This is a genomic window from Methanosarcina sediminis (assembly GCF_052056915.1).
In the GTDB taxonomy this organism is placed as follows: Archaea; Halobacteriota; Methanosarcinia; order Methanosarcinales; family Methanosarcinaceae; genus MTP4.
This window is the reverse complement of record NZ_CP195119.1, coordinates 2,847,554-2,861,524: the sequence shown is the minus strand read 5'-3', so window position 1 is coordinate 2,861,524 and position 13,971 is coordinate 2,847,554. Positions and strand designations below refer to the sequence as shown.

The 13,971-nt window shown below is 47.6% G+C and carries 7 protein-coding genes and 1 pseudogene; 3 read left to right on the top strand and 5 right to left on the bottom strand.

Annotated features, from left to right (window positions below; translation table 11 throughout):
* Positions 1 to 296 precede the first annotated feature (296 nt).
* Positions 297 to 1,169, top strand: coding sequence for a DNA integrity scanning protein DisA nucleotide-binding domain protein (locus ACSAZK_RS12430; RefSeq protein ID WP_440954429.1), 873 nt, complete (start codon positions 297 to 299; stop codon positions 1,167 to 1,169).
* 130 nt (positions 1,170 to 1,299) lie between these two features.
* A complete protein-coding gene (locus ACSAZK_RS12425; protein ID WP_440954428.1) occupies positions 1,300 to 2,016 on the top strand; it encodes a DUF1614 domain-containing protein in 717 nt (238 codons plus the stop codon).
* An 84-nt stretch (positions 2,017 to 2,100) separates the two neighbouring features.
* On the opposite strand, the gene ACSAZK_RS12420 is transcribed toward ACSAZK_RS12425, so the two are convergent.
* The 3 genes from ACSAZK_RS12420 to ACSAZK_RS12410 form a co-directional block, all read right to left on the bottom strand.
* On the bottom strand, positions 2,101 to 3,081 hold the full coding sequence (locus ACSAZK_RS12420; RefSeq protein WP_440954427.1) for a cation diffusion facilitator family transporter: 981 nt from the start codon (positions 3,079 to 3,081) through the stop codon (positions 2,101 to 2,103).
* A 184-nt stretch (positions 3,082 to 3,265) separates the two neighbouring features.
* The gene (locus ACSAZK_RS12415; protein ID WP_440954426.1) at positions 3,266 to 5,461 is read right to left on the bottom strand and encodes an S-layer protein domain-containing protein; all 2,196 of its coding nucleotides are present in this window, start codon (positions 5,459 to 5,461) and stop codon (positions 3,266 to 3,268) included.
* Positions 5,462 to 6,070: 609 nt separating this feature from the next.
* Positions 6,071 to 8,284: an S-layer protein domain-containing protein gene (locus tag ACSAZK_RS12410; RefSeq protein ID WP_440954425.1), complete on the bottom strand. Its 2,214-nt coding sequence runs from the start codon at positions 8,282 to 8,284 to the stop codon at positions 6,071 to 6,073.
* A 560-nt stretch (positions 8,285 to 8,844) separates the two neighbouring features.
* Here ACSAZK_RS12410 and tnpC point away from each other — a divergent pair.
* Positions 8,845 to 10,281 (top strand): annotated as a pseudogene (tnpC, locus tag ACSAZK_RS12405) (IS66 family transposase).
* A gap of 33 nt (positions 10,282 to 10,314) precedes the next feature.
* Here the strand turns inward: tnpC and ACSAZK_RS12400 are convergent.
* Both ACSAZK_RS12400 and rqcH read right to left on the bottom strand, forming a co-directional pair.
* Positions 10,315 to 11,364: an mRNA surveillance protein pelota gene (locus tag ACSAZK_RS12400; protein ID WP_440954424.1), complete on the bottom strand. Its 1,050-nt coding sequence runs from the start codon at positions 11,362 to 11,364 to the stop codon at positions 10,315 to 10,317.
* Positions 11,365 to 11,366: 2 nt separating this feature from the next.
* Entirely contained in the window at positions 11,367 to 13,736 is a 2,370-nt protein-coding gene (rqcH, locus tag ACSAZK_RS12395) for a ribosome rescue protein RqcH (RefSeq protein ID WP_440957015.1), read from the bottom strand.
* Positions 13,737 to 13,971: the final 235 nt, after the last annotated feature.

Genomic DNA, 13,971 nt, shown 5'->3' with positions numbered 1-13,971 from the left:
AAGCTCTGGAAACTCCGGAGAAAAATCTCTTACTGCCGCATTGTAAACCTTCCACCCCCAGTGAAGCTTAAGGGACAGGCAGGAAGAAAAGAGACAGAAAGAGGGAAATAATTAAAAAAGACAGAAAGTAAAAAATGTGGACACCACATAACAATTATAATGTAGTAGATATAACGTTATAATGGAAAGAGATAGATTTAAGTAGAGGGTTCGACACCGCATAATGTCAACCTCAAGACGGGGTTAGGAACTAAAAAAATCGTGTGAGTGGAAAAACAAAAAAAGCAGAGGATCGAATGGACAGAGCACGCGTAATCGTAGAGGCGGCAACCCGGATGGCTAGGGAACTCGATGCCGCTGCAATAATGGTTTCCGGCGAACTGAGCTTTGAAGGGATTGAGACCGACATCCCGATATACTATACCTCCATGCGCCCGAAAAGCATAATCGACCACCTGGTCGCCACCGGAAAAGAGGGAAAAGGCGCTGCAAGAGAGCTCATTGACCAGTTAAGTAGGGAATCTGCCGGTAACATCGAACACCTGCAAAACGCCGTTGCCATCGAATACGTGCTCGATGAACTGAAAAAAGGAATTGTTATAGGGATAATCGAGACCCGGGACTCCAGTTCCATTATAGTGCACAACCTGGACGAAAACCCCCTTATAAAAGCCATGAAGGAATGCGAGGAAAGGGTCAAACCCGAAGTAATCAGTGCTGTCCTGAAAATTGCATTTGACATCGCAGTTACGGGAAGGGAAGGAAAAAAAATAGGTACTGCCTTTGTCATAGGTGACTCCGAAGAAGTGCTGAAACGCTCCCACCAGATGATCCTGAACCCCTATGCAGGCCAGGAAGAAAGTGACCGAAACGTTCTGGACAAGAAAAACGGGGAATCAATAAAGGAATTTGCCCAGCTCGACGGGATCTTCGTGGTGGACGAAAGCGGCCTGATCCACGCAGCAGGACGTTACCTGGACGTCGACGGAAAAAATATAGACATTGAAAAAGGCCTGGGAGGAAGGCACGTTTCCGCAGCGGCCATAAGCAGAGATACCGTAGCAGTCGCAATCACCATTTCTGAGTCAGGGGGAGTAATCAGGATCTACAAAGACGGAAAAGAGAGTATCTGCATCGAATCCGTACAGCCTGCGACCAGATACCTCTGATTCCTCCGGAAAAACCCAAATATCCATTAACAACCCGCATCATAATAACTGGCACACATCATAATAACTGGCACACTTCATAATAACTGATGCCATATATTCCCACAATCAACAAAAAGAAGGGAAATCCATGAGGAGAATGTTTTATATCCCGTTCAGCCTTAAGTTCCTGGTCCTTCTGATTATCATCTTAATGTTCGGGTTTGGCACCCTCTTTCTCGGGGTATTCATATCTACGTTCATGAAAATTGGTTTTTCCGCGGAAGATGCCCTTCTGATCCTCCTTTTATCATTACTGGGAAGCGGGGTTAACGTGCCCGTTGCAACCCTCAAGTCCGACGTTCCGGTTGTCAGGGAAAATTATGTCCGGGGCTTTGGAGTTACCTACAGGATTCCGGTACGCAAATTCGTTAGGAACGAAACGCTGCTCGCCGTAAATGTCGGAGGGGCAGTAATCCCGGTCCTGATCTCCGCATATCTCCTCATAAAATTTCCCTCTTCCCTGCTCCTTGCAGGAACAGGAATTGCAATCGTAGCGGCTGTAACATATTCCGTTGCAAAGCCAATCCGGGGAGTGGGGATTGCAACCCCTGCCCTGCTCCCCCCCCTTACGGCCGCTTTTGCAGCATTTATCCTGACTTCAATATTCCAGATGCCGGAATGCCTGGCTGACCAGTGCCGCTTTATAACTGCCTACACGGGAGGTGTGCTGGGAACCCTGATCGGAGCCGACCTCCTGAACCTGGGAAAAATAAAGAACCTCGGCGCCCCTGTTGCAAGTATAGGGGGAGCGGGGACCTTTGACGGGATATTCCTGAGCGGATTTATTGCCCTGCTCCTGATATAAAAGCAGAAAAAACAGAAAAAGCATAAAAGGCAGAAAAATAGATAGGGAAAACCTCAAATTCAAAAACGAGAGAATATCCAGCCTTTACTGGTCCGTGCCCTGATGGAACATGCCGTGTACAGAATCCGGAAAAGGCTCCACATGAATGGAAAAATGCCCGTTATTGCCGCAGGCTTCCCTTAACCTTTTTTCCACCCGGGTCGAAATATCATGAGCTTCAACGATGTTCAGCTTGCAGTCTACCTCAATATGGACATCTGCAGCCACGGCATTTCCTATTTTTCGGGTTTTTAATTTATGACAGTCCACAACCCCATCAGTAGACCTTATGAGCCCTTCGATCTTGCAGCAGGTCTCCGGGTCCAGGGAAGCTTCCAGCAGTTCGTTTACGTTTTTGTAAAATATCTCGCCTGCAACCTTGAATATGAAAAAACTCAGGACAACAGCAGCAAGCGGATCGAGCACTGTCCAGCTGCCCCCGAGCAGTATAGCCCCCCCGGTACCAAGGGCAGTCCCGACTGAGGAAAAAGCATCCGAGCGCTGGTGCCAGGCATTTGCAGCCAGCGCATCACTCCCGAGGTCCCGGGCACACTTAATTGTGTAACGGTACATGCCCTCTTTTGAGAAAATAGAGATTACCGCTGCAGCAAAGGCTATCCAGCCCGGAGCAGAGAGTTCGGCACCCCCCGCAACAGAGAGCACCTTCTGCAGCCCGGACCAGAAGATTTCAAACCCGACTGCAAAAAGCATCAGCCCCACAAACACCGCAGCCAGGGTCTCGATTTTACCGTGCCCGTAATTGTGAGTGCTGTCCTCAGGCTTTTCAGCCGCCCGAAAGCCCAGGATTACCGCAAAGTCGGTCAGCAAATCCGAAAGGGAATGGATCGCATCGGCAAGCATCGCAGCACTGCCGCCAAGCACTCCTGCCGCAAACTTGAAAATAGTAAGGGAAACATTTACAAAAACCGCCAGCTTCGTTACCCGAACAGCCCGGGAAAGCCGGCCATTATTACCTGTCTCAGACAAATCATTCAAAACAATTTCATCCCGAATACCGCAGCTCATAATTTCTCAGAACAATTTTGTTTTTTTCAATTATACAATCAATAGGAAGAGATCAGAAATGGGGTTCAACCCATATAGGTTTTACCTGCGGAAGCGGGGTGTATTATATAAAAAGGAACCGGAACTCAAACCAAAAAATGACGAATCAAAAAAGGAAAAAGAAGGAAAGATTATGAATAAACAATTATTTCCTCCTAACAAAAACTGCACAAAGTCCCAGAATACAGGTCAGCAACCCGAATCCCGGGGATTGTTCCGAACTTTCATCATCGGATTCGGAAGAAGCAGAATTGGATTCCCGGACTTCAGGAGCAGGGCTGGCTTTTGATCCGGATGAATCTGCTGTCGAATTCGTTTCATCGGGAGAGATCTCTACTTCTGCGAGCTCATTTTCTGCAGATTCGGGAGCTGGTTCAGCCTCAATCGTGACATCCGTCACAGGATAGATGATGTATCCTCCGTTCGTACCTTTTCCTTCATCCGAGGTCTGGAAATACCAGGAATCAGTGAAGTAAGTCCCATCATCCATTTCAAGGGTGATAGAATCCGTGTTTTTGAGGACAAGCCCGGTTTCGGAAGCTTCCTTTACCTCAAGGCCCTGATACTCGTCCCCGCTCTTGATGACCATTACATTGTCCTTATCCACGAGCCAGGTGTACTTGAAAACGGCAAGGGAATCAACACTGCCCATGAAGACGGAATCAACATAGGTAACAAAGTAAAGCTGGTCATTATCATCCCCGAAGTCGGCTGTTGCGGTAAAAGCCTGGCTTTCGACAGTGCCGTCAGCCTCAATAATAGCCGATTCGAGTTCCTCGCCATCCTTCTCGAGAGAGAACCAGACTTTGTTCCCGTCAATATCAACCTGGTGCACGGTAAGCGTGTAACCCTTCCCAAGGTCCCAGGTCTCTCCGGATCTCAGGGTTTTCTTGTCACTTCCACCCTGCATGCAGACAATACTTGAAAGCTGGGTGGCATCATTCTCAATGGCAATATATGGTTTTGCAAAGAAGGGAAGTTTCCAGTAGAAGGCGGAACCCATATCTTCAGGAATATTGTCACCACTCAGGCCAAGTTCGGAAACAAGCTTATACTTGCAACAGAACTGTTTGGTGGAATAGACAAGTTCCTCTTCATCAAGCACGTGGTTTGAAGGATCGAAAGTACCGAAAGCTCCGTGAGTGGGGTCAGTGTTCTCAATCCGGAGGCGTTCACCCCAGGCGATACTGTCATTAACAAAACTCTGATGCTTGTTTACCGGGTAGCAAAAAGCTCCGAAAGTAGTTGCATCCCAGCCAAAACTGCTCGCATCGTTTATCCCGGTGTCAAGGGTAAGCCCTCTAATTTTGTAGGTCCCGGGATTGTTGAGATCCATAGCCGGATAGAGGATATAGCCGACACCTCCCGTTCCTTTCCCATCGTCAGAGGTCTGGAAGTACCAGGAATCCGTAAAGTAGGTCTTTTTGTCGGAATCGACATCTATAGTGATAGTATCCGGGTTTTTGAGGACCAGTCCGGTTTCGGAAGCCTCCTTTACCTCAAGGCCCTGATACTCATCTCCATTTTCGATCACCAGCACATTATCCTTGTCTACAAGCCAGGTGTATTTGAAAACGGCAAGAGAATCAACGCTGCCCATAAAGACGGAATCAACATAGGTAACGAAGTAAAGCTGGTCGTTACCGTCCCCGAAGTCGGCTGTTGCGGTAAAGGCCTGGCTTTCGACAGTTCCGTCTGCCTCGATAATAGCAGACTCAATTTCCTCACCATCTTTTTCGAGAGAGAACCAGACCTTGTTCCCGTCGGTATCGACCTGGTGCACTGTAAGCGTGTAGCCCTTTCCAAGGTCCCAGGTCTCCCCGGTTCTCAAGGTTTTTTTGTCACTTCCGCCCTGCATGCAGACAATACTTGAAAGCTGGCTGGCATCATTCTCAATGGCAATATAGGGTTTTGCAAAGAAAGGAAGTTTCCAGTAGAAGGCGGAACCCATGTCTGCAGGAATGCTATCCCCGCTAAGGCCAAGTTCGGAAACAAGCTTGTATTTGCAACAGAACGGTTTGGTGGAATAGACAAGTTCCTCTTTGTCAAGCACGTGGTTTGAAGGGCCGGAAGTACCGAAGGCTCCGTTAGTGCTATCAGTGTTCTCAATCCGGAGGCGTTCACCCCAGGCGATGCTGTCATTAACAAAGTTCTGATGCTTATTTACGGGATAACAGAAAGCGCCGAAAGTAGTTGCATCCCAGCCAAATTCCTCAGCTGAGGCTTCATTCGTATCAACAGTGAGGCCCCGTATGGAAGCCCCCATCCCTGCCGGGGCAAGGAGTAAAAAAACCGTGAAAGCGGCCAGAATTAAATATAGGGTTTTTGGCAGACAATTCATGAAACAACACCATCACATTCATCGAATTCCATACACATGATAATAACAACATAGATATTATGAACACATGATAATATTAACTTGGATGAAAGTAGCAATAAATAATTTGCAATAATTTATAAGTTTTACTAATTTGAACGAAAAATCAAGAAAATAACATCTGAAAAAAGCAAACCGGGCGTAAACATGTGTTAACAGAATGAAAAATATAGGAGAGGAAAAGAGGGAAGAAGAAAAGAAGGAAAATGAAGAAAGAAAATGAAAAAGAAAAGAAATAAAGATAAAATCATGGGAAAGAAAAAAATCCGGGTGAAGAAAAGAAAGTGAAATAGCAAAATAAAAAGAATGAAAAAATATACCGGCCTGATTGAAACCAGTTCAAAGAAGCCGGGTCGAACTATAAAATCACGGAGGGAAACAACTAAAAAATTAAGAAGAAGGAAATTTCAGTATCCTTCTCCCGAATATATCCTTCTTACGGATTCGTTCTTCTTACGGATTCGTTCTTCTTACGGATTCGTTCTTCTTACGGATTCGTTCTTCTTACGGATTCGTTCTTCTTACGGATTCGTTCTTCTTACGGATTCGTCCTTCTTACATTCTTTTAACTTACTTCTTCCTCACAAGGAAGCAAACAGCAGAGATTCCGAAGATCGCTGTGAGGAGGCCAAAGCCAGGAGATTTCTCTTCACTGGCAGGTTCTGAAGCTTCGGATTCGTCCTCTTCTTCGGACTCGGCTTTAACCTGCTCGTCTCCAGTCTCATCTTCGGCAGATTCGTCTTCTGCAGGTTCGATAACCTCGGTTTCGTCAGATTCGACTACTTCTTCGGATTCGGCTTCATCTTCCGGAGCTTCGACTGTTATGTCGCAGGCAGGATAGAGGATGTAACCATTTTCCCCGGTCCCTTTGTCCTCGTCAGAGGGCTGGAAATACCAGGAGTCGGTGAAGTAGGTCTTCTGGTCGTCTTCAACATCGATTGTGATGGAATCGTCGTTTGAGAGCTCAAGCCCGTCTTCAGCGGCAACATCAACGTTGAAGCCCTGGTAGACATCGTCGCTGGAGATGAGAAGCACATCTTCAGTGTCGATAAGCCAGGTGTACCTGAAAACAGCAAGGGAATCGACGCTGCCCTGGAAGACCTGCTCAACGTAAGTCATAAAGTAAAGCTGGTCGGAATCGTCACCGAAATCAGCACGGGCTACGAAGGTCTGGCTCTCGACAGTGCCGTCAACATCAATGATGCCGTCCTCAAGTTCTTCCCCGTCCTTGCAAAGGGAGAACCAGACTTTGTTACCATCAACATCGACTTGCTTTACCTCGAGGCTGTACCCAGAGCCAAGGTCCCAGCTCTCTCCGGCCCTAACATTCTTTTTGTCACTTCCGCCCTGCTTGTACACGAGCCTGGCAAGCTGGGTGGCATCGCCTTCAACGGCAACGTAAGGCACACCGAACCACGGGGTTTCGTAGTAGCAGGTACCTACTACATCGGCAGGAACCTCATCGGCATCAAGTCCAAGTTCAGAAACAAGCTTGTAGGTGCTGGTGTAAGGTGTGATTGCGTAGATAAGTTCTCCCTCATCGATGATATTGTTGTCAGGGTCATCACCATTTCCGAGAGGCCCGTTGTCACTGTCGGCATCCTCCTGGAAGTAGAGCCTTTCACCCCAGCCGTCATCGAGGTAATTGACGTTTTTGTTCACAGAGTAGTAGAAACCCCTGAAAGTAGCCGGGTTCCAGTCCAGGGAAGAGGTAAGGCCCGTGTCAACAGGAATGCCCCTCACGGCGTAGGTCCCGGGCTGGCCCTTATCCACTGCGGGATAGAGGATGTAACCGTTTCCACCGGCCCCTTTGTCCTCGTCGGAGGGCTGGAAGTACCAGGAGTCGGTGAAGTAGGTCTTCTGGTCGTCTTCAACATCGATTGTGATGGAATCGTCGTTTGAGAGCTCAAGCCCGTCTTCAGCGGCAACATCAACGTTGAAGCCCTGGTAGACATCGTCGCTGGAGATGAGAAGCACATCTTCAGTGTCGATAAGCCAGGTGTACCTGAAGACAGCAAGGGAGTCGACGCTGCCCTGGAAGACCTGCTCAACGTAGGTCATAAAGTAAAGCTGGTCGGAATCGTCACCGAAATCAGCACGGGCTACGAAGGTCTGGCTCTCGACAGTGCCGTCAACATTAATGATGCCGTCCTCAAGTTCTTCCCCGTCCTTGCAAAGGGAGAACCAGACTTTGTTACCATCAACATCGACTTGCTTTACCTCGAGGCTGTACCCAGAGCCAAGGTCCCAGCTCTCTCCGGCCCTAACATTCTTTTTGTCACTTCCGCCCTGCTTGTACACGAGCCTGGCAAGCTGGGTGGCATCGCCTTCAACGGCAACGTAAGGCACGCCGAACCACGGGGTTTCGTAGTAGCAGGTACCGCCTACATCGGCAGGAACCTCATCGACAGTAAGCCCGAGTTCGGATACGAGCTTGTAGGTGCTGGTGTAAGGTGTGATTGCGTAGATAAGTTCTCCTTCATCGATGATATTGTTGTCAGGGTCTTCATCATCCCCGAGAGGCCCGTTGTCACTGTCGGCGTCCTCCTGGAAGTAGAGCCTTTCACCCCAGCCGTCGTTGAGGTAATTGACGTTCTTGTTCACAGAATAGTAGAAACCTTCAAAAGTGGTCGCATCCCATACAAGTCCACTTGAAGAGGTTTCGCTGGTATCGTAAGAAATGGTTCTGGTTATAGAAACCGCGAAAGCTGACGGGCTTAAAAGAGTTAGTAACATAAGCCCGGCTACAGCTACCGCTATCATTTTTGAAAACTTGAATTCCATGTCGCAACTCCACGTTGTTCTATTTTGTTAGGGGTTTTTGTCTTTAAAAACAAATTTTATACACTTTGTACTGTATCCTCACAATTGGACGCCAGTCTCACCACAAGCTAACGAATTGACAACAGCGAGGAATATTATTGGTAGGGGTTTTGTTTTTAAAAACGACAATTATACATTTTTATATACAGTTCCATCATTTTATGCAATTCTCACCATTGTACGCCAATCTCACCACTGGCGAACAGATTAATAATAGTGAGAAATATATTTGCAGAAATATATGGGGGATGAATAACAGATAAGGATTATCACATTAGTACAAACCAAAAAATACAAATAGTCAATAAAGAAGGCCTGAAAAAAAAGACGGTATGAAGCGCTTAATTAAAGAAAAAAAGGATTAAATGAACTGTTTAAAAAAGCATAAACTGAAAAAATATTTAAATAACGAGCTGAAAAAAATTAAATTTTTAAAGTAACTATTCAGATAGCCTTGTAAAGGCTACACAATTTTTCCTCGTTCCGAGGAAAAATTGAATATAACATGATTCCTTTTTGCGATTATGAAACGTGAGGAGATTCTTGCACTCTGTGCTTCAAACCCTGAAGTTATTGTAGCTTACATTGAGAGTCTTGAATCTCAAATAAAAGAGCTTAGTGAAAGGTTGCAAGCTCTGGAAGCTCGCTTAAATCAAAACAGTCGAAATAGCAGTAAACCTCCTTCTACTGACGTTTTTTTGCATGAAAAACCTAATCCCAGGAGTCGACGCAAAAAGAGCGGAAAGAAACCTGGAGGTCAAGAAGGTCACCAGGGAACTACTCTTGAAATGGTTAATGATCCTGACTAGATCATAGAACATTCTGTAAACTGCTGTGGAGAATGCGGAAATACTCTTGAGGATGTTGGTATTGAAGCTTATGAAAAAAGACAGATTTTTGATATTCCTCCCGTAAATCTCATTGTTACGGAACATCGAAGTCAAATTAAGACCTGTCCTCACTGCGGAAATACAAGTAAAGCTACTTTTCCTGAATCAGTGAAATATCCTGTCCAGTATGGTCCTAATATTTTAGCTTCAGCGGTTTACTGTAAAAACTACCAGTTTATCCCATATGAAAGGCTTTCAGAGTTTTTTGAAGACATCATGGGGATAAAAATCTGTCCCGCTACCATAATAAGAGCAGAAAACGAATGTTTCCGGAATTTAGAACAGTTCGAAAATGACATTAAGGAGAAGATAATCACTTCTCCTGTAGTCCATTGTGATGAAACTGGAATGAGAATCAAAGGAAAAAGACAGTGGCTTCACGTAGCTTCAACTGACAAATATACCTGTTATCTTCCTCACCCAAAAAGAGGAGCCGAAGCAATGGATTACATGGGAATTCTTCCGGAATTTAATGGGGTAGCAGTTCATGACGGCTGGAAACCGTACAACAGTTATGAATGTGAACATGCACTTTGCAATGCTCATCTCCAGAGAGAACTCACTGGAATTGAAGAGAATTATAAACAGCAATGGGCCAAAGAGATGAATGAACTCTTCAATGAGATGAAAAGGTATACTGATGAGTGCAAAGAGCAAGTTAGACAGTTAGACTTTGAGCAAGTCAAAGCGTTTGAAGAAAGGTTCGATGCTATCGTCATGAAAGGGATTGAAGAAAATCCACCTTCTCTAAACCCTGAAAAACAAGGAACACGAGGTAAGAATCCTAAAACCAAAGCAAGGAATCTTCTTGATAGGTTCATAAAATACAAAGAACAGATACTGAGATTCCTTAAAGACCTTAGAGTTCCATTTGAGAATAATCTGGCAGAAAGAGATGTCAGGATGATGAAGTTACAGCAGAAAATATCAGGAACTTTCAGAAGCGTACAAGGAGCGCTAGCTTTCTGCAGAATTAGAGCTTATATTTCTACTATCAGGAAGAACAATCTGTCAGTTATAGAGGCTATTCTAGCGGTGCTCAGCGGAGCACCGCTAACTATACCCTGAATAGTTACTTTTTAAATAGTAGTCAGCTCCGGTTCAGCCCTGCACCTTGAAGCGGAGTAGAGCTGCGATACCGCCCAGTTTATTAAGTTTCTCCCCGGGCTCAAAAGCCGTACTGAATACAACCACCTTCCCCTGTGCCTGTTCGACTTCCAGGAGCAAACGGTCGATGTTTCCTTTTTCCCGTTCTTCCCTGAGGGTTTCGTCAGCTATCAAAAGGGTCTCAACTGCCCCGAAATCAAGCGCGTTCCTGACATCTGCAAATCCGTAGGCAGCTTTCCCGCTCATGGCAATTTCCTTGATCAGCTCTTCCATGAGAGCCGATTCCCGGGCGATCCGCGACTCCTGCATAATCCTGTCCACAGCTCCCCTGCGCAGCACTTCCTGAAACCCGGACATCCCGATCATTGAAGTGTCCTCAGTTATGGCCTTTGAAGCCAGGTCCTTTTGGGCTTCCCGGAAGTATTTCATGAAATCGTCCTTGGTAAACCCTGGTCCTGCTACCACGATGGAAGCGTCTTCAGGGACCGCATGCCTGAGCTGTTCCACAATTTCCCTGAAAAACTCGTCCCTCAGGCCTGTTTCCCGCTTCCCCGACGACTGACTGATATGGGAGTAGACCTCGATTCCGTAGTGGCGCACAAAGCCGATATCCGCATCTCCCTCTTCTATTGCCACGATAACGACCTTCGGGCGTTTTCCTGCCTCTTCGGCATCCTTTATGCGCTGGAGCTGGTCGTTCTTCCAGTGCTCCTTGAAAATGGAAAGGTTAGTCCCGAGTTCGAGATTCAGGGTGTGGTAAGAGCCCGCATCCATTCCGTGCTCTATCGGCCCATGGACCCGCAGCCTGTTCGCAAACTTGTGAAACTCCAGTTCCTCCACCCTTATCCCGAGACGGACTTTTACCTTCTCAACCTTTTCCGGGCGGATTTTGTCACTTGCAGCATCAGCCTTCCTTTTTGTCAGAGCAAAGACCATGTCCCCTTTTTCAATGATGTACTTCAGGTGCCAGAGGTCATCCAGGGTCTCGGCAGTGACAGCAATTTCCCCTTCCCTGCCTTTAAGGAAACGCTTCGTAACTCTCATACTTAAGCCTCTCTGGAATTATTTCCTGCTTCAGTTTCAACCTCAGTCTCGCCTTCATTCTCAGATTCGCCCCCACATTCAGTTTCTACTTCAGCTTCAACTCCAAATTCAGCTTCAGTTTCTACTTCAGATTCTACTTCAGTATTTCCTTCAGCTTCAGTCTCAACTTCAACGTCAGTTTCAGTCTCAGCTTCAACGTCAGAGCCAGTTTCATTTACAGGCCCGGCTTTTTCAGCCTTCTTCTCGGGCTTCTGGCTCTTCAGGTCCGATTCTCCGGCAGGCACCATCATAGCGACCAGGTCAGGGGACGCGATCTGCTTGACAAACCGGGGGTCATTTAGCTCATCCGCATAGATCCTGTAGATCTTTTTCGAGATATCGTTCTGGTTGAACTTTCCAGGAACAGCTTCCAGAATATAGTCCCCGTGCTTCCGGACAGCCGAGACAGGTCCACCTATAACCCGGGTTTCGCCCTTCAACTCAAGCCCGACTGCAATTCCCAGAGGCACATCCTTGAAGTAGTTCCTCTCTCCACGGATGACAAAAGCCCCTTTTTTCAGGTACTCCCCGGACTCCGGGGTCTTGGTAACCTGCTCAGACTTGATCCAGTAGCAATCCCCACTGAAATGCCCGGCTTTCCAGAGGCTGGAATAGGAAACCGCAAACTGAGCTGTCTCCTGTAAGGTAGTTTCCGGAACTTCCTTGCCCCCGGTCTTGATGACAGTTAGAGGAGCGCCGGGCGTCTGGGTGTGGAAGACGATGTCCCGCTTTTCCATATACTTCTTGAAGATATCTTCGTTCGTATCGGCATCCCTGCCGCCGACCACCAGGAAACCGTCCGAGGACACAAACCACCTGAACCGGTCGTACCAGTGCTTTTTCCGGCGGGCCAGAACTCTCCGGCCAGCTTTTGCAGCCTTTGCCGGCTTTTTCTCCATCGCCTTTTTCGTATCCTCGATAGCCCGGATAGCCCCGTCCTTTTTCTTGCTGAGCTTCTTGACCTTCTCATAATACTCCTGGGCATTCTGGGGCACGGTCTTCCTTATATCCAGGTTCACCTTCATTCCGTCAAGGTCCGCCTGTACAGTACCGGTCTTCGCGTCGATGTTCACAATCTTCTGGGCGGAAGGCAAGGTCTTTTTAGCCTGCTTCAGGATGGAGCGGATCTCGTCCCAGGAATAACCTTTCGCCCTTGCCCCGTTCAGAACAGAAAAGAGCTCTTCGATTATCTGATAATTTGCATAGATGATTTCGGCGAGAGCGGTATTTTTCACGATGTCCTTTTCAAACTTTGCAATTGCCCCTTCCTGCTGTAACAGCCTGCGTTCATAGACATTGAGGGTCTTTTCCTTCTTTACGGCCTGCTTTTCTTCCTCAACCTGCTCCAAAGCTTTTTTCCCGAAGAACTCATCAAGTGCCGTGTTAAAGGAATCAAAGTATTCCTTTTCGTAATCGGAATAGCGGATCAGATCAAAAGGTACGACATCGAAAGCTTCAACTTTGCCGTTGATTTCCTTTTTTACGTGGTGAGGTTTCAGTCCAGGGGCTTCGGCTCCGACGTCAGCTCCTGCTACAGGTCCAGCCCCAGCTTCGACTTCGGCTTCTACTTCAGTTTCGGCTACAGCTTCAACTCCAGTTTCAGTATCCTCCTCAGCTCTGCTCACGAGCAGCGGAGCAAAAACGGCATGCATGGCATCTCTAACCAGAGCCGCATCCTCTTCTGAGGCCTCCTTCGCAGGTTTCGCCTTATCGACGCCTGCCCGGAAGCAGACCTCTTCTGCCAGCACTCCGCCGAGGTTGAAGCGGGTAGCGATGGTCCGCACGATATCTGCCGTGGACTTTGAAAACGCCCCCATAAGGTCGGAAACCTCAGCATCCACCGGGCTCATCTGCGCCTCGGGAAGCTCATAGGTCTCCCCGCTCCTGAGTCTCCTTGCCTTCAAGGTCACGGGGTTCATGGGCAGGATGATCCTGTTTTCGGAGTCCACCAGCACAATGTTCCCCCGGGCAAACAGCTCCACGATCAGAGTAGTCTCGACCTCCGCCCTGATAAACCCAATCTTCACGATCCTGTCAAAGTCATGCTGCTTAACAGAAGTAATCCTCCCCCCCATGAGGTGCTTTCTGAGCAGCATCGGGAATCCCTGGGGAAGCTGGGGACTTGGTCGAAGGTGCTTGCTCAGGTGGATCCGTTTCCCGACCTCGATCACAAGGTTATCCTTCCCCTTATTGAAAACATAAAGGTTGATCCTGATCTCCTCACCGCTAGGCTGGTAGATCTTCCCGATCTTCGCATCGATGATGGACTTAGGACCGGCTGCAAGCTCGGAGACTAACGCAGCCACGTCGGCACTTGACATGTCCTGTTTCATGAGGGGAGTATAATATACGACACCTGTATAAGGTTTCCTGTGCAGGCCGAACTGCCCGAGCATAGCTGCCCGAGCATAGCTGCCCGAGCATAGCTGCCCGAGCATAGCTGCGCCAGCCGAGTTGCGACTCGGCAGTGCGCGGTCCTTTTCGCTCGCTGCACTCACTCAAGCGGACTTAAGGTTGGATATTGCTCAGGAGGCTTTGAAGTGGATGAATGGGAAAAGGATGAAAGAG